Below are 19,556 nucleotides of genomic sequence, written 5' to 3'. Positions count from 1 at the left end.
GATAATGCTATGCTGTTTTTTTAACCCTGGCCTTCTGAGATTCCTCTGCCTCTTTAGTAGTTCTTTGTTTGTACCAGATATTCAGAATAACTCCGGCTACCACCAGTAACATTCCCAGATAGGTGTACAGGTTAAAAGTTTCTTCAAAGAAAACGTAGCCAAAGAACAATGCATAGAGAATATTCAAATACTTGAGGCTGGCTACTTTATTGATTTCTTCCTGCTGAAAAGATTTTGTAAGATAAAACTGAGCAAATTGTGTCAGTACGCCTATGCCCAGCAAAGTTAGCCACTCTATGCCCTGAGGCATTTGCCAATGCAAGGCTGAGTATGTTCCGGTAATAGGCACTGTTACCAGTGGAAAATACATGACAATCACTAAAGGATGTTCGGTGGTATTAAGTTTACGGATAATAGTATATGCCATACCCGCCCCTAATGCTGCCATAATTCCCATTAGCAAATGAAGGGGTTCTACCCTGGCATCAAAACCGTTGACTACTAAAATTCCGCCAAACGAAAGTAGAAAAAAAAGCCATTGCCATCCTTTTACCTTCTCTTTTAAAATTAGCATACCTAAAATAGCAGTTACTATTGGTGCCAGAAATTGCAAGGTTACGGCAGTAGCTAAAGGTATCTGCTGGATAATCATAAAATAGAGAACCAGCCCAATAGCTCCGGCGGCACCTCTTGCGATTAGCAAAGGTTTATTATTTCCCCATATGTTGATCTTCTTGGACTTTAAAATTGTATAACTGATAATCAGTGAGATAATAGAGCGAAAGAAAACTACCTCTACAGCTGGGATATTGCTTACCAGTTTTACCAGTACATTCATACAGGCAAAAAGAAAGGTGGATAGCAACATGTATTGTATGCCTTTGCTGAGCTTCATGATAATAATGTCGTGGACTAGCAGGGCACTGGAGGGCCCTGGCAAATAAAAAAGACGCTAAGGTATTTAGCGCCTGATAGAGAACCTAAGGTAAACATGAAAAACAGTCTATTAATTCAACTGCTAATATTTTTCATTAAGTGATGTGCATACTGCGGACATTCTGGAGTTCTTTGGGCTTAATCTCCTCTTTATCGGTTTCTGCCGCAATGGGTACTCTGAAGAAAAACCTACTCCACGCACCTAGCTCACTTTCCACAAAAATCTGCCCTTCGTGGGCTTCTACTACTTCTTTTGAGATAGCCAAACCTAAACCTAATCCGTGCTTGTTCTTTTTACCGTTTGTATTTAGTTGAACAAACTTATTGAACACTCTCTTCAGGTTTTCTTTAGAAATTCCCGGACCAAAATCTTTTACTGAGAACTCCATCATGTCGTCCAGGCGACGTGCTTCAAGAATAATTTTTCCACCCTCAGTAGAATAGCGTAACGCATTGGTCATCAGGTTAATGAGTACCCAAGATATTTTTTCTGGGTCTACGTAAAGGGCAGGTAGTCCTTCCTGTATATTTTTATCAATGCGAACGTCCTTCTGTTTAAATTTCACATCTACCGGAGCGATAGCATATTCCAATAGGATTGCTGGCTCAATCACCTCTTTTTCTAGACTAATTTGCCCTCTTTCTACCTTAGTTAGGTCCAGGAGTTCAGTAACCATATTTACCAGTCGCTGAACTTCTCGCTTCATAGCTTTTACAGTCTTGCTTTGCTCTTCGTTAAGGGTACCAAAGCGAGTATTACTTAAGAGCATTAAGCTCATGTTTAGGGCAGAAAGTGGTGTCTTTAGCTCATGAGATACAACCGCAATAAAGTTAGACTTGGCCTCGTCTGATTCTTTAAAGGAGGTGATATCTTTGAGGGTAATAATGTGGCCTAAAAATCTTTTAGTAGCTGTCTCTTTACTGTAAACCTTATATATTTCTTTGGTAAAAAACGCATGCTTACCATCTCCTCTATTGATTTTAAGGAAGCTATGGCTTTCTTCCATCGTAGCGGGCTTAAAATCCTTATTACTTAAGGATACTTCCAGCTCATGCAAAACTTCATTTTTCTCGGAAAGCTCCCACAGTTTTTTACCAATCAGTTCACTTTCCTCCATATCTATCAGGCTAGAGCTGGTTTCATTCACCAGAATAATTTCTTCCTGCTCGTCCAGAATAATTAAGCCATCATTCATACTTCGGATAATAGACTCCATACGGCTTTTCTGAACCTGCACCTCTTCTATGTTCAGCTTTTCAAACTCTTGCAAGCGTACCGACATATTATTGAAGGCAACAGCCAAATCTCCCAGTTCGCTACTGGAATCCACTTTAATCTCCTGCTGATATTCTCCCTGAGAGATACGTTGAATCTTCTCCGTAATTTTGGTTATAGGCTTTACAATTTCATGAGGCACTTTATATACAGTCCAGCCTACAATCATCAGCACCAGCACCAGAATCAAAAAAACATAAATTTTAGACTGAAAATAAAGAGACTGTGCATAGTCATCTTTCTCACTCAGGTCTTTATGATTGATGTTTGCCAACTGAACAGCATGCTCACGGATAACACCATTAAGCCTTTGTAATACAGTAAAGTATAGGCCTACTTTATCTACTGTAGTTTTAAAATCATCTATGTAATAGATGTAGCTGGCATATTCGTCCTCTAATTCTCCTACCAGCATTACTTCTTTTTGGTCAGAGGCATTCTGGCGACAGATACCAATATTGTTACTCAGTAGTTGTTTCTCACGATCCAGAATTAAAACCAGAGAAGAGTCATTGTAGTTTTGCCCCAGACAGATTTTAGCCAGTATCTGATCTACTTTGGATAAAGAGATAATAATTTGCTCAGAAGCTTTGACCGAACGGTAATTCTCTTCCAGAATTTTAGTAGAAGCGGTTCCCAAATTTCCCAGGTAGTAAATAGTTACTACTGCTAATATGGATGTGAGAAAAAGTACAAGTAGAAAACCTGAGAAAATTTGGGTCCTTATTTTCATCTTCTGATAAAAAGAGGTCAGCGCAACAATCCTTTGCAATAAGCTTTTCACAGAAGATCTCACAATAATTAGACGAATAAGAAGATTAAGAGAAAATATAGACCATTAAGGACACAAAGCATGTCATAATGAAAAAAAATCTCATTATGACAAAGCTTTATCCTACGTTGTACTCTTTAAGCTTGCGATATAGAGTGGCTAAGCCAATATCCAGACGCTTGGCAGCTTCAGATTTATTGCCATTTACCATTGTTAACACCTTGAGAATATGCTCCTGCTCAATCGTTTTCAGGTCAACATTATCAGATACAGGTTCTGAAGATGGCATACTATAGCTGCTCGTTTCGTTGGCATAGGATACACTTTCTGCTACTTCTTCTTTTACTTTTCTGGCAGCCAGCACTTCATTAGGCAAAGTATCAGCAGTTAGCTCTCTGCCATCAGAAAGTATTACTGCTCGCTCAATTACGTTCTTAAGTTCACGAATATTGCCGGGCCAGTCGTACTTTTTTAGATGGTATACAAACTCAGGGTCAATCTTCATAATCTCTCCCCCTACGCGCTCTGCCTGACTTTTAAGGAAATGGAAGGCAATCAATTCAATATCCGAGGGGCGCTCTCTCAGTGGGGGCAAGTCAATCGCAAAAGTGCTTAGGCGATAGTAGAGGTCTCTACGAAACTCACTGTTGTCCTCATCTAAAAGATCGCGGTTGGTTGCAGCTATAATTCTAATGTCTACCGGAATAGGTGTAGTATCACCTACTCTGTTAAAAGTACGGTTTTCCAACGCACGAAGCAGCTTGGCCTGTAGCTCTGGGCTCATCTCGCCTAACTCATCCAGGAATATGGTCCCACGATCGGCTACTTCAAAATATCCTTTTTTGTCCTGTGCTGCTCCTGTAAATGATCCTTTCTTATGTCCAAATAACTCAGACTCCTGTAGGTCTTTAGGTATAGCCGCACAGTTTATGGTAACAAACGGCCCTTTTCTGCGTCGGCTGGCATGGTGTATAGCTTCTGCCAGGAGCTCTTTACCGGTACCTGTTTCACCTAGCAGCAACACGGTAGTATCTGTAACTGCCACTTTTTTGGCCAGTTCTATCATTTTCTTTACTGGCCGGGACTTACCAATTATTTTATTAAAGCTGGAACGTGAATCAGTCTTGAAATCCACCTCCTGCACCTGCCTTTGCAGCATAGATTTTTCTACTGCTTTCTTGGCGATTAACGGTAGCATATCATCACCATCACCTTTAGTGAGATAATCAAATGCCCCTATTTTCATCGCCTTTACTCCATCCTTCACATTTCCAAAAGCAGTAAGTACGACTACCTCTGTCAATGGATATTCTTTTTTAATGTATTTGGTAAACTCTATACCATTGATGTCCGGCAGCATTACGTCGGTTACTACCAGGTAAATGGTTTCGGTAAGCAAAATATTTTTAGCTGTTGTAACATCTCCGGCTTCAAATATTTTGAAATCTTCAAGACTTAATATTTTAGAAAGTAACCCCCTTAAATTCTCTTCATCTTCTACTACTAATATTGACTTTCCCTTTGTGTCCATAAGTCGAACTTTATGTATTTTAACGCTCCAAATTTACACCTTAATATATCTATGAAAAATGATATACAATATATTTGGGTAATTTTGTTCCATTTAGGCATAAAGTGGTGATTTACATAGATTAAATTGATTTTTTAAAAGTATAAACTACATTGCGAGTTTATATTAGTTATTCAAATATTTATAATTAACATGGCACTAGTAATTGGCAGCAAAGCTCCTGACTTTATTTTGCCCTCTACAAACGGGCATTCTTTTCAGCTAAATAAAGATTTAAAGGATAAGGCATGTGTCCTCTACTTCTACCCTAAAGACTTTACCCAGGGTTGTACCAAAGAGGCATGTGAGTTTAGAGATCATTTTTCATATTTTGATAATCTGGATATAGATATCATCGGGATTAGCAGAGATGATATCAAAACGCATGAGCGTTTTAAGAACAAGTTGCACTTGCCCTTTGAGCTCTTATCCGATTCGGAGGAAACTGTAACCAAAAAATATAAAGCCAGCGTACCATTGCTCGGTATTACTCGCCGCATTACTTATCTGCTAGATAAAGACCATAATGTGGCTGCAGTATATGAAAACATGCTGGGCGCCAGTAAACATATACAGCAAATGGTAAAAGAGGTAAAAAGCTAGGGCTTAGCCGGTGAAGATTACGCCGTCCTTGATTTCAAACTTTTCATCTGCCATGTTGGCAAGCTCTTCATTGTGCGTAACAATGACGAAAGTCTGGCCGAATTCGTCTCTGAGTCTAAAAAACAAATTGTGCAACTCTTCGGCTGTATGAGAATCCAGATTACCACTAGGCTCATCGGCAAATACCACTGCTGGATTGTTCATAAGGGCACGTGCAACTGCTGTTCGCTGCTGTTCTCCACCAGACATCTCAGAAGGCTTGTGATCCATACGATCTGTAAGGCCTAACATCTCAAGCAATTCTCTACCTCGCTGTACAATTTCTTTATCGCTTTTCTTATTGGCCAGATAAGCCGGAATACAAACATTTTCCAGAGCGGTAAATTCTGGCATCAGATTGTGAAACTGAAAAATAAAACCAATATTCTGGTTGCGGTACAGTGCCAGATCGTTGCCTCTTAGCCTGGAAAGTTCCTGATCGCCTAACCAGACTTTTCCTTCATCTGGCTTGTCTAGCGTACCAAGTATATGCAGTAGCGTACTTTTACCAGCTCCGGAGGCCCCTACGATAGAAACAATTTTGCCCTGTTCTATTTCCAGGTCTATAGCTTTTAATACTCTTAACTTTCCGTATGTCTTGACGATATTTTCTGCCCTGAGCATGCTGTGGTATTTTTCTATGCTTTCACTCTAATCAAAATTAAAAGCGGAAATTAATCTTTTTTCTGCGCATTACAGCTAAAAACAGCTTTTATGTAGGCATTATTTCAGAGGGGGCATTTTATTTTGAGTATAAAACTAAAATTTGATAGATTCGTGAAAAATTTCCAAGCATGAATATACACGAATATCAAGCCAAAAACATTCTCAAGCAGTATGGTGTACAGGTTCAGGAAGGTATTGTTATAGATAAACTAGAGCAAACCAAAGACGCCGCCAAACGCCTACAGGAAGAGACTGGAACTAACTTTTTTGTCGTAAAGGCACAGATTCACGCTGGAGGGCGTGGTAAAGGATCAGTTAAAGAAACCGGCTCCAAAGGTGTGGTGGTTAGTAAACTGGACAGTGTTGAAGAAAAAGTTAAAAATATTCTGGGTGGAACCCTGGAAACCATACAAACCGGTGCTGCCGGTAAAAAGGTAAACAAAGTTCTTATTGCTCAGGATGTATACTACCCTTCTCCTGACGACCCAAACATTAAAGAATATTACCTTAGCATCACCCTAGACCGCGCTACAGGTAGCAACGTTATAATTGCGTCTACCGAAGGTGGAGTAGAGATTGAAGAAGTTGCTGAACATAACCCAAGTGCCATCATTAAAGAATGGATTGATCCCGCAATTGGTCTACAGCCTTTTCAGGCAAGAAAAGTAGCATTTGCACTGGGTCTGGAAGGCAAAGCCCTTAAAGAAATGGTGAAATTCATCAATGCGCTTTACAAAGCGTATATGGGAATGGATGCCTCTATGTTTGAGATTAACCCTGTGCTTAAAACTTCGGACGATAAAATTCTGGCAGTAGATGCGAAAGTTAACCTGGACGATAATGCTCTTTACCGCCAGTCTGAGCTTGCCGAGCTAAGAGATATTTCTGAAGAAGATGAGCTGGAAGTAGAAGCTAGCAAATCTGGACTGAACTACATTAAGCTGGACGGAAACGTAGGCTGTATGGTAAATGGTGCCGGACTGGCAATGGCTACAATGGACATCATTAAACTATCTGGTGGTGAGCCCGCAAACTTCCTGGATGTAGGAGGTGGAGCTAACGCCCAGACCGTTGAAGCTGGTTTTAGAATCATCCTTAAAGATCCAAATGTAAAAGCTATCCTAATCAATATCTTTGGTGGTATCGTACGTTGCGATCGTGTAGCCAATGGTGTGGTAGAGGCTTACAAAAATATCGGTGACATTGATGTACCTATCATTGTTCGTCTGCAAGGCACTAATGCAGAAGAAGGTGCAAAAATCATTGAAGAATCCGGGCTAAAAGTAAAATCAGCAATTCTGCTTAAAGATGCCGCTGATAAAGTAAAAGAAGTATTGAGCTAATTTTTAGCCTGCTTAAACACAAAAACCCTCTGAAGTCAGAGGGTTTTCTTTTTTAAATATTGTACTGTGTTATTATTTATTAATAGTAATATCAATGGTACTCTCCACTCCGTCAATATTCAGCCTAACAGTATTATCACAGCTACCATCTCCATAGTCTAGTGCAAGTGTTTTTCGGTCTACGCGGGTGATTTCTTTATTACCACTTACCGCCATAAAGTTACCTTCCATCAAACAACTGGTCTTAAAAACAAGTGGTGTGGTAATTTGAGCTACATAGCCCACCCCATTTCGGTTTGTACCTTCAGCTTTTCCACTCAGCACCACTTTTCCATTTTGCGCGTCAATTTCTTTAGTAAAGCTACCTTCACGAGTGATTACGCTCCCATCTGCCAGGGTAATTTTACCATCTACGAGAGTAATTGTAGCGGAAAGCACTCCCTTATCATTTTGAGAATACACTAAAGTACGCGTTCCATCCAGTTTATTTCCGTTGATGATAAATCCATCAAACTTAGTACTCAGAGTATAAGTAGAAGCATCAATGACATGGTTAACTACCAACTTGCCACTACGATTTCTGCCCTGAGCATCACTGCAATCATCGCTAAAATCAAGCGTTACCTCTTTCGTATATTTTCCTGAGCTTAAGGACTGGTTTACGGACCGGCTTAAACAGCTAAGATCCGCCAGGCTACCAGAGAGAGTACGCCCATTTTCAGAATAGCTGGCTGCTTCCATACTGATAGCATCCATATCTTCAAAAAGGTCATCTGCCAAAGCTTCATCATTAATAATTTGCTCAGACTGCTGCTCTTCGTTTTCTGAGAGTGTCTCATCTTCGCAAGAAAAAAGCGGCAATGCAATGACAACAGCCATTACTCCGGCACGGCTGGCAATACCAAATCTTCTGAAAGTTTGCTTCATATGATATTATTTTTAGTTTCAACAAAACATAACCATAACATAGTTATATTTTAAATAAAAATATCACCAAAAATAATACCGAAATCTATTAATGTGTTATTCTATTGGGGGTACAAAGTACTGTACTAGGAAGCATAATTTAAAAAAGGCTGCCACTCTTTTCGTACAGCCCCAGAATAATCTCTCAGAAACATTAAATAAGTAGGTTTATGAGGCTTCTTCTGAAGTTTAAGACCGGCAGCTTCTGGGGACTGGTCTCCTTTGTTGGTATTACAACGACGGCAGGCAGTTACTAAATTGCTCCAGCTGGTTTTACCACCTTTGGAGCGAGGCACTACATGGTCAAGTGTCAGGTTTTTATTCGTACCACAATACTGGCAGCTAAACCTGTCTCTTCTGAATATGTTCTGGCGAGTAAGTACTACGCCACGATACGGAATATGTACATATTGGTAAAGGCGAATGACCGCAGGCATCGGAAAAGATTTATCTACAGTGTGTAGACGGTCTTCTTCTACTTCTGAAAGCAGTTCTGCTTTGTCTAAAAATACAAGGATAAAGGCTCGTTCCATAGAGCAAATGGCTAAGGGGCTGTAGTCCTGATTCAGGAGTAAAACAGTACGATTCATTGATCTTAGTTTTGATTAATTTTTATAAATAATCTTTAACTATTCTCGAAACAACCTTTACCTATATGTTCACATGTTACATGCGCATTCTGTCCAGTTCACGCTTCACATCTTTCTTTTTAATATCTTCTCTTTTATCATACAACTTTTTACCCTTAGCTAAAGCAATTTCCAGCTTAGCCAGACCACGGTCATTGATAAAGAGACGAATAGGTACAAGTGTGAGTCCTTTTTCGTTAGTCTTAGATTCTATTTTGTCTAATTCTTTTTTTGTGAGCAATAACTTACGCTCACGATCCGCCTCATGATTATAATGGGTTCCCTGTTTATAAGGAGATATATGCATCTGTTTAACGAACATTTCTCCCTTTTTCATATAACAGTAACCTTCCTGTAAATTCACTTTTCCTTCTCGAATTGACTTTATTTCGGTACCAGTAAGTTGAATACCAGCTATATATTTTTCCAGAAACTGATACTCGTGACGAGCCTTACGGTTGTTAATATTTATGTTGTTAGAAAATCTCTGCTTTTCGTTTTTTGCCATGCGCTTTCTTATCAATCTTTTAATATAGCAATAACTTCCTTAAAATAAATTTGAAATTGTTTAGTTTCAAACAATCTAACGAAGGTATATCTTTATTTTGTGATAGTTTAATTTTTCGTACAATCTTAAGTACGACTTACATCTACTACAGATACGCCTCAGAATAGAAGTCTTTTATACTTATAGAATAACATATATTGCACAAAAAAATGTTATGGATTTTAGCAAAAAAGGCTGGCTTAAGCATTATCTGTACTTAAGAAACAACTATTCTCTCAAGAAGGAATACGATCGCCTGGTAGACAAAGAGAAAAACAGCGAACCAGAACATATTTTATACGAGCTTCTACAACCTACTGGCTTTTTGTACGGTTATCCGGCAGAAGTACCTATCAGATACAAAGCTTTTTTGCGTGCCCTGCGTACAGAAAAAATGAACATTCAGGATAAGCTCCGTATTATCCTCACTGAAAGTTTTCTGAATAGTGGCCTTACCTCTCCGCGGTACAGCCAGATTAACGGGCAGGTAGATGTAGCTGATGCCTTATTAGAAGCCGCTATTTATATCGGAAAATTTTACCGATCTGTATACCCGGGTCTGTTTGCGAATGGCTCCTCCAGATTTTTTCGCCGTGAGAAGAGGGGGCTGGCGCTCTCAGAAGAAGTAATAGATCTAAGAACTGACGATAATAATGAAACGGAACGTTTTTGGGGGCATTTTTTTAAAAGTAGTTTACTCTTTTTAGATGTTTTATACTTTGGGCAGTGGATACAGGCTTTTAGAGATGAAAAAGCTGCTCTGCAACTTACCGAAAAACATAAGCAGGATCGCCTGCTGCTTTTTAAAACAATACTGGCTGCTGCGTATGCCAACAAAAATCTGGAACAGGAAGAAAAAGAACTTATTAACCAATACCTGGAATCTGCTCATTTTGATGAAAGTACACTGGAAGAAGCTCGTCTGCTGCTAGATAAAGGAATCACCATCAATTACATTGATTTTGGTTCCGTAAAGTCTACTATTTTTAAGCAACATCTTTTTGAACTGGCTATTCTGACAGTTTCCAGTGACAGAGTTATAAATGAAGAGGAAGAGACATTTTTGAGAGAGCTTCAAAAGCAACTTAAGCTCAGCGATATTACCTACTCAAGCAGTTTAATTGCAGTGGAAAGTTTTATAGTAGAATACTGGCAACAGGCCAGAATGAAAGGACAGGAAGAAATTAGCCAGTTAGGTGAGCACTTGCTCGGCCAGATATCACATGCCATTCGCGCTCAAGCTTCAGCTTTTGAAAAAGAACTACAGCAGCAGCCAGAACTACTGCAACTGATACGTAAAACCCTAAACGAGAAGCCAACTACCGACGACCGAAATGTAATTAGAAAAGGTTTATATGATATTGTAAAGTCTCTTCCTGCATTTAGGTCAATTGCGCTACCCAAATCTTATCTAACTTACGTAAATTTGATGAAAGCCCTGCCAATAGAGCTGGTAAAAGAGTAGAAGCGCTTAACCCATAAAATGAAGACGGGCGTCAGGGTCTGCCCTAAGATCCAGAAATTTGCCTGCTTGATACTGATAATAGGCTGTCATGGCAATCATGGCAGCATTATCAGTGCAGTATTCCATTTTTGGAAGGTATACATTCCAGTCATATTTTTCGGCCTCTTCTTTTAGGGCATTCCGTAATCCTTTGTTGGCAGAAACACCTCCGGCAATGGCAATCTCTTTGATACCTGTCTCCTGTGCCGCCATCCTAAGTTTTTCCAGAAGCATTTGAATAAGCGTAGACTGTAAACTGGCTGCTATATCAGCTTTATTCTCTTCTATAAAATCTGGTGACATTCTTTCGTTTTTCTTCAGAAAATTGAGAAAAGCAGTTTTAATACCGCTAAATGAATAATGCAAATCAGGCATACGGGTAGCCGGAAAGCTAAAGCGCTCAGAATTGCCTGCCTGCGCTAATTGGTCTATGTAAGGGCCTCCGGGGTACGGTAGTCCCATCAGCTTGGCACATTTATCAAAAGCCTCTCCTACTGCATCGTCCTGTGTTTCTCCCAGTACCTCCATATCCAAATGACTGTTTACCTTTACAATCTGTGTATGCCCACCGCTAACGGTAAGGCAGATAAAGGGAAATTGAGGCTGAGGGTCATCAATAAAGTGGGCAAGTATATGTGCCTGCATGTGGTCTACACCCAGCAGTGGCAAATCCAGAGCATAAGCCATTGACTTAATAAATGATGCCCCAACTAAAAGTGAACCTAAAAGACCGGGTCCACGGGTAAATGCGACAGCAGTAAGCATACTTTTTGCTATATTTGCCTCGGATAGAGCTTGATGAATTACCGGCACAATATTTTGTTGATGGGCGCGTGAGGCTAATTCGGGAACTACTCCCCCATATTTTTCATGAACTGATTGAGATGCTACAATGTTGCTTAATATCTTTCCGTTTTGTATTACAGCAGCAGAAGTATCATCACATGATGACTCTACTGCCAATATATTAACTGTTGCAGGTTCTTTGAATGTATGTCTGGAATAATTCATAGTTAAGGGAAAATTTGAGCAAAGAAACAACAAATAGAAGTACAACTCAACGAAAAGTCATCAAGACTCTTCTGTGGATAGCCGTGAGCTTGTTCGTTTTATTGTCTTTGCTGGTCATCACCATCCAGATCCCCTATGTACAGACCAGAATCGTTAACAGGCTTACCAAGGAGATTACAGAAAAGACCGGATTCCGTACCGAAATTGATAAGGTTAATATCAAGTGGTTTGACACCATAGTGCTGGACGAAGTACTAGTGGTTGATGATGATGATATTCCGATGATCTTTGTAGATGAGATTGCTATTGACTTTGACATTCGCACGCTTATAGACGGTCGTAATATCTACCTTAGTGAGGCCCATTTACAAGGAGGCCAGGTGAACCTTATCAAAAGTGAAAAGGACAGTACACTCAACATGACTCGTTTTATTGAGAATGTCCGCAGTATCTTTAAAAAGAGAGGAAGCAAACAGTCTACCGAACCTCCAGTATTTACTATTTCCGATGTGCATTTGCGACAAATGAAGTTCAGTTATTCTGATCTGGCAAAATCGCCCATCACTGATGCATTTGATTACAATCATTTTGAGTTACAGGAAATACAGGGAGACGTTGAAGACTTTAGAGTAGTATCCGACACACTGGAGCTAATGGTCAACCATTTACAGTGTATAGAACCAGTACATCAGTTTAAGGTGCACGACTTTATTGGCTTCTATCGGTATACCAATCAGTCTATGACCTTCCAGAATTTTGACCTCTATGCCGGTAGCAGTACTATTCGCGATTCTGTAGTCTTTCACTACGATAACAAAGAAGATCTCAGCTATTTTAATGATAGCATTACAATCAATGCCAGTCTGAAACAAACAGAAGTATACTCTGGCGATTTAGCTTTATTTACCCCTTTTATGGGTCGTTTTGAGGAGTTTTATACCGTTAGCGGAGAGTTTGATGGTCAGGTGAGTAATTTTTCTGTAAAGAACTTTATACTGGACTATGGCGCACGTAGCCATCTGGCAGGAGAAGTGAGTTTTGATGGCTTGCCAAACATCAAAGAAACTTTTATAGATCTGAGCCTGAAAGATGCCCTGATAGATACACGAGACCTGAAGCAGTACATCAATAATCAGGAAGCGTTTGAAAATGTCCGAAAGTTTGGAGATGTCAGTTTCAGGGGTGATTTTTTAGGGTTTCCTAACGATTTTGTAGCTAATGGGGAAGCTGAAACTGACCTGGGAGGCATTGTTTCTGATATTAACCTTAAAGTAGATAAAACACCTATCTACTCAGGTAGCCTGGCCCTGAATGATTTTAAGCTTGGCGTTTTCAGTCCGGAGCCGGGCCTGCTGAACCAAACCACATTCAAAGGAACGATTAATGGTGAAGGCCTGAGTGTGGACGATGCTAATTTCAAGCTGGATGCACGCTTTAAGTATCTGGATGTAAATCGCTATCGCTACAAAAATATCAATACCAATGCCCGTTTTGCCAAATCACTTTTTGAAGGTAAACTTAAAATTAAAGATCCCAATCTTAAGTTTGCCCTTAACGGTACAGTAGACCTCCGAGGAAGCCGAGAGAATATTATTTTGGATGCTCAACTGGATACAGCTTTTCTCAAACCGCTTAATCTAAGCGATGAAGAACTGTTCTTTAGTACCAAGCTTTCTACCAATACCAAAGGTTTTAAAGTGGATGACCTGGTAGGTAATGCTTCTTTCAGTCAGCTATTTGTTTCCTATCAGGATAGAAACGTATTGATTGATACCCTCTCATTTATTTCTGCTAAGGGAGATCAGGAGCGAACTTTCAGACTGTATTCTGACAAACTGGACGCTAGCCTAAGTGGTAATTATGATTTTTCTGTACTGGGAAAAGATATAAAGGAACTGATACAGGAGTACAAACTGATCTTTTATAATGATGCCGAGCGCCTGCAAGCTTTTTACAAAGACAAAAAAGTAAAGAATGTAGAAGACTATAAGGACGAGCGCTATGAACTTTATTATAGTTTCTCAATGGAGGATGTTAACCCTCTAATACAGCTCTTTGATCCTAAAATCAGCATATCCAATCATACTCAACTAGACGGAAAATTTACGGGTGGTTACACCAACATTATTTCTTTACATTCCAAAATTGACTCTATCTGGTATGATAACAGCCTGATGCTGGAGAACCAGATTGATATTACTACTTCTAAGATACGGGATAGCTCAGAGGTACTGGCAATGGTCTATCTGGAGTCAAACCGTCAGGAGATTGATAAAGATGAGCTGGACATAAGTACTCAAGATTTTATTTTTGAAGCCATCTGGGACGATGATCACATTGCCTTCCAGCAGAGTATCAAGCAGGAAAACACCTCAAATCATGCTAAACTAAATGGCGAAGTACACTTTCTGTACGACACTACAGTAGTACACTTTGAGCCCTCCGACTTGCAGGTACTGGAAAACGCATGGTATTTTTCAGATAGTAATAAGCTGGTAGTTACTGATCAGGAGTTTTTATTTGATCGTTTTTCGCTTTACAACCGTAGCGGCAGCAGCGCCGATAGCGTGCAGGAGATTTCATTGTTTGGCTCACTTTCTCAAGATCCGGAAAAAACTTTGACACTAAGCGTTAATAAGTTTCAGGTAGCCAACCTTAACCCTTTGCTAAAGCGCAACTATCAGGGAGAAATTAATGGTTTTCTGGATATACAGAATGTTTTCAGAGATACGGAAGACAGCACCCAGCAGCTCATGCTAGACAGTGAGTTTTCAATAGATGATTTTAGTATCAACAACTTTCAGGTAGGTAAAATTATAAGCCTGGCCGACTGGGATAATGTGGAAAAGAAGCTAAAGCTCAACCTTATGGTTAACCGTGATGGAGAGCGGATTATCTCTGTAAACGGAGGCTACAAACCACAGCTAGAAAATAATAAGCTAGACCTGAAAGCTCATTTTCAGAATGCGAACATTAACATTCTGGAGCCCTATTTTGATGATTACTTCTCTGATTTTAAGGGTACTGCTGATGGTGACTTCAATATATCTGGCACGCCGGATTACCCTATTCTTATGGGGCAGGGCATTATTCAGAATGGTAGTATTAAAATAAACTATCTCAATACAAGCTATAGTTTTGATGGCGATATCTTCTTTGATGAAAACACTATAGGAGTAAAAGACCTCGCTCTTTTTGACCATCGTAATAATAAAGCAGTATTTAATGGCGGTATTTTCCACGACGGGTTTACCAATTACGTCATTGACCTGAATGGTGACCTAAATAATGTACAGGTGCTCAATACCGGCTTTCGCGACAACGACCTTTTTTATGGTAAAGGATATGCTACCGGAAAAGTAAACCTGTTGGGAGCTCTGGAAAACATGAATATTACAGCCCGGGTGAGCACTCAGAAAGGCACCAAGATTTTCATCCCCATTGAGAGTATTGAAGATGCTCAACAATCTGACTTTATCACTTTTATCAGCCGAGAAGAAAGTCAGGCCAATGCAGATACAACCAATAAGGTTACGGCCACAGGACTAAACCTTGATCTGGAGATTGATATTACGCCTGACGCTTACGGAGAGCTGATATTTGACATAAAAACCGGTGATATAATTCGTGGGCGCGGCAATGGGCAATTGCAGATGCTCCTTTCTTCGGCTGGAGACTTTAGTATGTTTGGTGATATTACTTTTCTGGAGGGTGGCTATAATTTTACGCTTTACAACATCATTAACAAAGAATTTCAGATTGAACCGGGCAGTACCATTTCCTGGTTAGGAGACCCATATGGTGGTATACTGGATATCGACGCAACTTATCGGCAATTGGCTTCTCTTTCTCCACTTATTAACGACGAAGAGATTAAGAAGCTGGACGAAATACGTCGAAAGTATGATGCAATTGTAAAGATGAACCTTACGGGTAATCTTATGGCTCCGGATATTGGCTTTGATATAGACGTTAAAGATTATCCGGAAAACAACATATATCTGCAAGCAGCGGTAGAAACGCTTAAAAATAGTGCCCTTTATGGAAGAGAGGAGCTAAAACGACAGGTATTTAGCCTTATCGTACTGAGGCGCTTTTCTGAACTGGGCTCTTTTGATGGTGGCGGTGGCAATTTGGTAAGCAGTAGTGTTAGTGAGTTGCTTTCCAATCAGTTTAGTTACTGGCTAAGCCAGGTTGACGAAAACCTGGAAATAGACGTAGATTTGGGCACATTTGACGAAGACCGTTTCAATACCTTTCAGCTAAGACTTTCTTATACCTTTTTTGACGGACGCCTGAGAGTTACTCGCGATGGAGGCTTTACCAATGTAAATAACGAAGCTGATGCTGCCAGTGTCATTGGAGATGTTACCTTAGAATACCTTCTGACCCAAAATGGAAAGTACAGGGTAAAAGTGTATAATCGAAACAACTTCAACAGCCTGCTCAACAATTTGGGCACAGCTTACAATACCACTCAGGGTATCAGCCTGATGCACATAGAAAGCTTTAATAAGGTAAAAGAGTTATTTTCTGAAGCCAGAAGAAAGGCGCTGGACGAGGATAAATTAGAAAACCAGCAGGTTCAGGATAGTACCCGATTAGAACCTGCTGGCAATGCTCCAATTTCGCGTTCGGATAGTTTGAGAAAAATATACCCTAAAAGATAAATTACTCATCTATCTCCTGCTGATAAGCAAGAATTCCTCCCTTTAGGTTATATAAATTATCGTACTGGTGTTTTTCTTCCAGATACTTGATTGCGTTAGCACTACGCTTACCACTACGGCAATGTACTACTACCTTCTGATCACGCTTAAACTTGTCCACACTATCAGGTACATCGCCCAGTGGAATGAGTTCAGCGCCCAGGTTAGCTTCTTCGTATTCATAAGGTTCACGCACATCAATGAACTGAAAACCCTCATTGCTATCCTGCATTTTTTTTAATTCTTGGACAGTGATTTCTTTCATAGCTGAATTTTGTTATTGCTTAGTTTAAGACTAATTTGCCTATTTACAATTTACGAACACCTTCAAAGTAAGTTAAATTTTTGTTGGAATGCAGATAAAAATCAAAAGGCTTAATGATGCTTTTCATATGGAAGCGACAAACGAAGACAATGTCAGCATACATATGGACTCAAGCCCGGATGTAGGGGGAGAGAATAAAGGCATGCGCCCTATGCAGTTGCTACTTTCCGGACTTGGTGGTTGTAGCACTATAGATATATTAGATATACTAAAAAAACAGAGACAGAAGGTTAAAGACATAGAGGTAAACGTAAGCGCCACTCGCTACGAGGGAGAAGTCCCCTCTTTATTTAAAACCATTCATGTGGAATATACTCTTTACGGTGACCTTGATGAAAATAAGGTAAAAAGAGCGGTAGACTTATCCCTGGATAAGTATTGTTCTGTAGCCAAAATTTTAGAAAAGACTGCCGAAATCACTTCTAGTTTTCAGGTAAAATCCTAACTCAAATATCATGGCAGATAAAAAGCGTCATTTTGAGACCTCAGCCATAAGAACTCAGACCGACAGATCTCAACACAGAGAACATAGTGTACCTATTTATGCCACTTCCAGCTTCGTTTTTGAAGATGCTGAGCAGGCTCGTGCCATGTTTGCCGATGAGATTCAGGGAAATATTTACACACGCTTCTCTAACCCTAATAATGATGAGTTTATAAACAAACTCTGCGCACTGGAAGGAGCAGAAGCAGGTATTGCTACCGCCTCTGGTATGGCAGCTATGTTTATTAGCATTGCCTCTTTTGTTAAAACTGGCGATCATATATTAGCTTCCCGTTCACTTTTTGGATCTACCCATCAGATACTGACACAGCTACTACCTCGCTGGGGTATTACACATACTTACGTGGATATTCATCAGCCTGAGCAGTGGGAGCAGCATATTCAGCCTAATACCAAAATGATCTTTGTGGAAACGCCTTCTAATCCCGGACTAGACCTACTAGACCTGGAGTGGTTGGGCCAACTGGCAAAAAAGCATCAGCTTCTGCTCAATGTAGATAATTGCTTTGCAACGCCTTATATACAAAACCCTATTTCGTGGGGTGCGGATATTGTAACTCATTCAGTTACCAAATTTATTGACGGGCAAGGTAGAACAGTTGGAGGAGCAGTATTAGGCAGGCAAGAACTGATAAAAGAAGTTAAATTCATGGCCCGCCATACAGGACCGGCTATGTCGCCCTTCAATGGGTGGATTCTTTCTAAAAGTTTGGAGACACTAGCTGTACGTATGGAAAAACACTGCTCTAATGCTTTAGAGCTTGCTAGCTGGCTGGAAAAACTAAGCGAGGTAGAAAGTGTAAAGTATCCCTTCTTGCCTTCTCACCCTCAACATGAACTAGCCAAAAAACAGATGCGGCTGGGTGGTGGCATACTTACATTTGAGCTTAAAGGTGGTATTGATAGAGGAAGGAAGTTTTTAAATGCTTTAGAGATGCTCTCGTTTACCGCTAACCTTGGTGATACCAGAACCATTTGTACACATCCTGCTTCTACGACTCACTCCAAATTATCAGATGAAGAGAGGGCCGTTGTGGGTATTACGCCAGGGCTAATTCGCCTTTCTGTAGGACTGGAGCATGTAGAAGATATTAAATCTGACTTAATGCAGGCGATAGAAAAGTCATCTTAATCTCTTAGCTTAGGCTAAAACTAAAAAAGCAAGATGGAATATATCCTTCTTGCTTTTTTTATATACTCACGGGAATCAAATGCATATTAACAGGTATGAACACCGTTATATTATAATAATACTTTTATTGGTTAATTAATAGAAATACTTAGGAAAAATTTTCTATCAGTGGTTACTGATGTAGTCCGCACTCTGTTTTAGCTTGTCCTGACCAGCGGCCAGCTCTTCCTCGCCCCTTAAAAGTACAATGCTTACAACCTATTGACTCGTAGCCTAAAGGCTTCAATGGATGTACTGGCAAAGCCCATTTAATAAGGTAATCTTTCACATCCTCTTCTTTCACATCAATGATTGGATAGAACTTAAGCGTACCATCCTGCACCTGAAAAATATCCAGATTTTTGCGGTGTTCATTTTGCCAGCCCATGAGGCCAGAAACCCAGATATCTGCTTCTTGCTTTATTTGAAGCATAGGCTCTACCTTGTTTACAGAACAGCACAAATCCGGATCGCTTTTCCAAAGTTTATTTTCACGGGTAAAGGCATTTTTCCAGTCTTCCGGATGAAGCTCTTTTACCTCAAGGTCAAACATCTGTTTTAGTTTGTTCTTATATACTATGGTCTCATCAAAGTGGAATGTAGTATCCAGAAAATATACTTCCTGCCTGATGTTCATTTTGTAGTACAGATGCAGTAGATATACTGCTGTAGTACCAAAAGATGAGGTCAGGATAATGTTCTTTTGTCTGAGATCATTATTAGCATAAAGAGCTTTAATCCTTTCTTCAGGACTTAAAGCTTTAAATATCGCATTTAAGCGATCAATATCTGCCTGGCTTTTAATATCAAAACTCTCCTGTTGCCAGCATTCCATAGCATTTATCTTTATAGTTTCAGCCAATCTCTCCATCTCCAATATGATACTTTGTGTTTAGGGTATGATAGAAAAGTGATGGTTGTTAGCAATAGCAGACCAAGAAGGTTTATCTCCTTCGACTGCATTTTAATAAATTGTATAATTTT

General features: G+C 39.9%; 16 protein-coding genes. 6 read left to right on the top strand and 10 right to left on the bottom strand.

Annotated features, from left to right (window positions below; translation table 11 throughout):
* Nucleotides 1-7: 7 nt before the first annotated feature.
* From PZB74_RS15945 to PZB74_RS15935, 3 genes are all read right to left on the bottom strand, one after another.
* On the bottom strand, nucleotides 8-895 hold the full coding sequence (locus PZB74_RS15945) for a DMT family transporter (RefSeq protein ID WP_302237874.1): 888 nt from the start codon (nucleotides 893-895) through the stop codon (nucleotides 8-10).
* Nucleotides 896-1,031: 136 nt separating this feature from the next.
* On the bottom strand, nucleotides 1,032-2,945 hold the full coding sequence (locus PZB74_RS15940; protein ID WP_302237872.1) for a sensor histidine kinase: 1,914 nt from the start codon (nucleotides 2,943-2,945) through the stop codon (nucleotides 1,032-1,034).
* A 157-nt stretch (nucleotides 2,946-3,102) separates the two neighbouring features.
* A complete protein-coding gene (locus PZB74_RS15935) occupies nucleotides 3,103-4,515 on the bottom strand; it encodes a sigma-54-dependent transcriptional regulator (RefSeq protein WP_302237870.1) in 1,413 nt (470 codons plus the stop codon).
* 192 nt (nucleotides 4,516-4,707) lie between these two features.
* Between PZB74_RS15935 and PZB74_RS15930 the strand changes: the two genes are divergently transcribed.
* Nucleotides 4,708-5,157 (top strand): peroxiredoxin, encoded by a 450-nt coding sequence (locus PZB74_RS15930; protein WP_302237840.1) that lies wholly within the window; start codon nucleotides 4,708-4,710, stop codon nucleotides 5,155-5,157.
* Between the two features lie 3 nt (nucleotides 5,158-5,160).
* Here PZB74_RS15930 and PZB74_RS15925 read toward each other — a convergent pair whose 3' ends face one another.
* Nucleotides 5,161-5,820 (bottom strand): ABC transporter ATP-binding protein, encoded by a 660-nt coding sequence (locus PZB74_RS15925; RefSeq protein WP_302237838.1) that lies wholly within the window; start codon nucleotides 5,818-5,820, stop codon nucleotides 5,161-5,163.
* A 170-nt stretch (nucleotides 5,821-5,990) separates the two neighbouring features.
* On the opposite strand from PZB74_RS15925, the gene sucC reads away from it, so the two are divergent.
* Nucleotides 5,991-7,205: an ADP-forming succinate--CoA ligase subunit beta gene (gene sucC, locus PZB74_RS15920; protein ID WP_302237836.1), complete on the top strand. Its 1,215-nt coding sequence runs from the start codon at nucleotides 5,991-5,993 to the stop codon at nucleotides 7,203-7,205.
* A 72-nt stretch (nucleotides 7,206-7,277) separates the two neighbouring features.
* On the opposite strand, the gene PZB74_RS15915 is transcribed toward sucC, so the two are convergent.
* The 3 genes from PZB74_RS15915 to smpB all read right to left on the bottom strand — a co-directional run bounded on the left by PZB74_RS15915 (nucleotide 7,278) and on the right by smpB (nucleotide 9,308).
* Nucleotides 7,278-8,132: a hypothetical protein gene (locus PZB74_RS15915; RefSeq protein ID WP_302237834.1), complete on the bottom strand. Its 855-nt coding sequence runs from the start codon at nucleotides 8,130-8,132 to the stop codon at nucleotides 7,278-7,280.
* Between the two features lie 125 nt (nucleotides 8,133-8,257).
* A complete protein-coding gene (locus PZB74_RS15910; RefSeq protein WP_302237832.1) occupies nucleotides 8,258-8,761 on the bottom strand; it encodes an HNH endonuclease in 504 nt (167 codons plus the stop codon).
* A gap of 76 nt (nucleotides 8,762-8,837) precedes the next feature.
* Entirely contained in the window at nucleotides 8,838-9,308 is a 471-nt protein-coding gene (gene smpB / locus PZB74_RS15905; protein WP_302237830.1) for an SsrA-binding protein SmpB, read from the bottom strand.
* Between the two features lie 214 nt (nucleotides 9,309-9,522).
* Here smpB and PZB74_RS15900 point away from each other — a divergent pair, with 214 nt between their 5' ends.
* Complete coding sequence (locus PZB74_RS15900; RefSeq protein WP_302237828.1) at nucleotides 9,523-10,812, top strand: tellurite resistance TerB family protein; 1,290 nt, start codon at nucleotides 9,523-9,525, stop codon at nucleotides 10,810-10,812.
* A gap of 6 nt (nucleotides 10,813-10,818) precedes the next feature.
* On the opposite strand, the gene tsaD is transcribed toward PZB74_RS15900, so the two are convergent.
* Nucleotides 10,819-11,862: a tRNA (adenosine(37)-N6)-threonylcarbamoyltransferase complex transferase subunit TsaD gene (gene tsaD / locus PZB74_RS15895; RefSeq protein ID WP_302237826.1), complete on the bottom strand. Its 1,044-nt coding sequence runs from the start codon at nucleotides 11,860-11,862 to the stop codon at nucleotides 10,819-10,821.
* 83 nt (nucleotides 11,863-11,945) lie between these two features.
* Here tsaD and PZB74_RS15890 point away from each other — a divergent pair, with 83 nt between their 5' ends.
* Complete coding sequence (locus tag PZB74_RS15890; RefSeq protein ID WP_302237824.1) at nucleotides 11,946-16,532, top strand: translocation/assembly module TamB domain-containing protein; 4,587 nt, start codon at nucleotides 11,946-11,948, stop codon at nucleotides 16,530-16,532.
* 1 nt (nucleotide 16,533) lies between these two features.
* Here the strand turns inward: PZB74_RS15890 and PZB74_RS15885 are convergent, their stop codons facing one another.
* Entirely contained in the window at nucleotides 16,534-16,836 is a 303-nt protein-coding gene (locus tag PZB74_RS15885) for a rhodanese-like domain-containing protein (protein WP_302237823.1), read from the bottom strand.
* 88 nt (nucleotides 16,837-16,924) lie between these two features.
* Between PZB74_RS15885 and PZB74_RS15880 the strand changes: the two genes are divergently transcribed.
* Both PZB74_RS15880 and PZB74_RS15875 read left to right on the top strand, forming a co-directional pair.
* Nucleotides 16,925-17,341 carry an OsmC family protein gene (locus PZB74_RS15880; protein ID WP_302237822.1) on the top strand — a complete coding sequence of 139 codons (417 nt, stop codon included), beginning with the start codon at nucleotides 16,925-16,927 and terminating at the stop codon, nucleotides 17,339-17,341.
* Between the two features lie 10 nt (nucleotides 17,342-17,351).
* Nucleotides 17,352-18,533: a trans-sulfuration enzyme family protein gene (locus tag PZB74_RS15875; protein WP_302237819.1), complete on the top strand. Its 1,182-nt coding sequence runs from the start codon at nucleotides 17,352-17,354 to the stop codon at nucleotides 18,531-18,533.
* A 172-nt stretch (nucleotides 18,534-18,705) separates the two neighbouring features.
* On the opposite strand, the gene PZB74_RS15870 is transcribed toward PZB74_RS15875, so the two are convergent.
* Entirely contained in the window at nucleotides 18,706-19,407 is a 702-nt protein-coding gene (locus PZB74_RS15870) for a phosphoadenylyl-sulfate reductase (RefSeq protein ID WP_302237817.1), read from the bottom strand.
* Between the last annotated feature and the right edge of the window lie 149 nt (nucleotides 19,408-19,556).

It is taken from the genome of Porifericola rhodea, assembly GCF_030506305.1.
In the GTDB taxonomy this organism is placed as follows: domain Bacteria; phylum Bacteroidota; class Bacteroidia; order Cytophagales; family Cyclobacteriaceae; genus Catalinimonas; species Catalinimonas rhodea.
The sequence above is the reverse complement of the archived record's forward strand: the minus strand, read 5'-3'. Positions and strand labels throughout refer to the sequence as shown.

Excerpts from the sequence above, each read along its gene's own strand:
- PZB74_RS15945 (WP_302237874.1), bottom strand. The coding sequence starts at position 895 with ATGAAGCTCAGCAAAGGCATACAATACATGTTGCTATCCACCTTTCTT.
- PZB74_RS15940 (WP_302237872.1), bottom strand. The coding sequence starts at position 2,945 with ATGAAAATAAGGACCCAAATTTTCTCAGGTTTTCTACTTGTACTTTTT.
- PZB74_RS15935 (WP_302237870.1), bottom strand. The coding sequence starts at position 4,515 with ATGGACACAAAGGGAAAGTCAATATTAGTAGTAGAAGATGAAGAGAAT.
- PZB74_RS15930 (WP_302237840.1), top strand. The coding sequence starts at position 4,708 with ATGGCACTAGTAATTGGCAGCAAAGCTCCTGACTTTATTTTGCCCTCT.
- PZB74_RS15925 (WP_302237838.1), bottom strand. The coding sequence starts at position 5,820 with ATGCTCAGGGCAGAAAATATCGTCAAGACATACGGAAAGTTAAGAGTA.
- sucC (WP_302237836.1), top strand. The coding sequence starts at position 5,991 with ATGAATATACACGAATATCAAGCCAAAAACATTCTCAAGCAGTATGGT.
- PZB74_RS15915 (WP_302237834.1), bottom strand. The coding sequence starts at position 8,132 with ATGAAGCAAACTTTCAGAAGATTTGGTATTGCCAGCCGTGCCGGAGTA.
- PZB74_RS15910 (WP_302237832.1), bottom strand. The coding sequence starts at position 8,761 with ATGAATCGTACTGTTTTACTCCTGAATCAGGACTACAGCCCCTTAGCC.
- smpB (WP_302237830.1), bottom strand. The coding sequence starts at position 9,308 with ATGGCAAAAAACGAAAAGCAGAGATTTTCTAACAACATAAATATTAAC.
- PZB74_RS15900 (WP_302237828.1), top strand. The coding sequence starts at position 9,523 with ATGGATTTTAGCAAAAAAGGCTGGCTTAAGCATTATCTGTACTTAAGA.
- tsaD (WP_302237826.1), bottom strand. The coding sequence starts at position 11,862 with ATGAATTATTCCAGACATACATTCAAAGAACCTGCAACAGTTAATATA.
- PZB74_RS15885 (WP_302237823.1), bottom strand. The coding sequence starts at position 16,836 with ATGAAAGAAATCACTGTCCAAGAATTAAAAAAAATGCAGGATAGCAAT.
- PZB74_RS15880 (WP_302237822.1), top strand. The coding sequence starts at position 16,925 with ATGCAGATAAAAATCAAAAGGCTTAATGATGCTTTTCATATGGAAGCG.
- PZB74_RS15875 (WP_302237819.1), top strand. The coding sequence starts at position 17,352 with ATGGCAGATAAAAAGCGTCATTTTGAGACCTCAGCCATAAGAACTCAG.
- PZB74_RS15870 (WP_302237817.1), bottom strand. The coding sequence starts at position 19,407 with ATGGAATGCTGGCAACAGGAGAGTTTTGATATTAAAAGCCAGGCAGAT.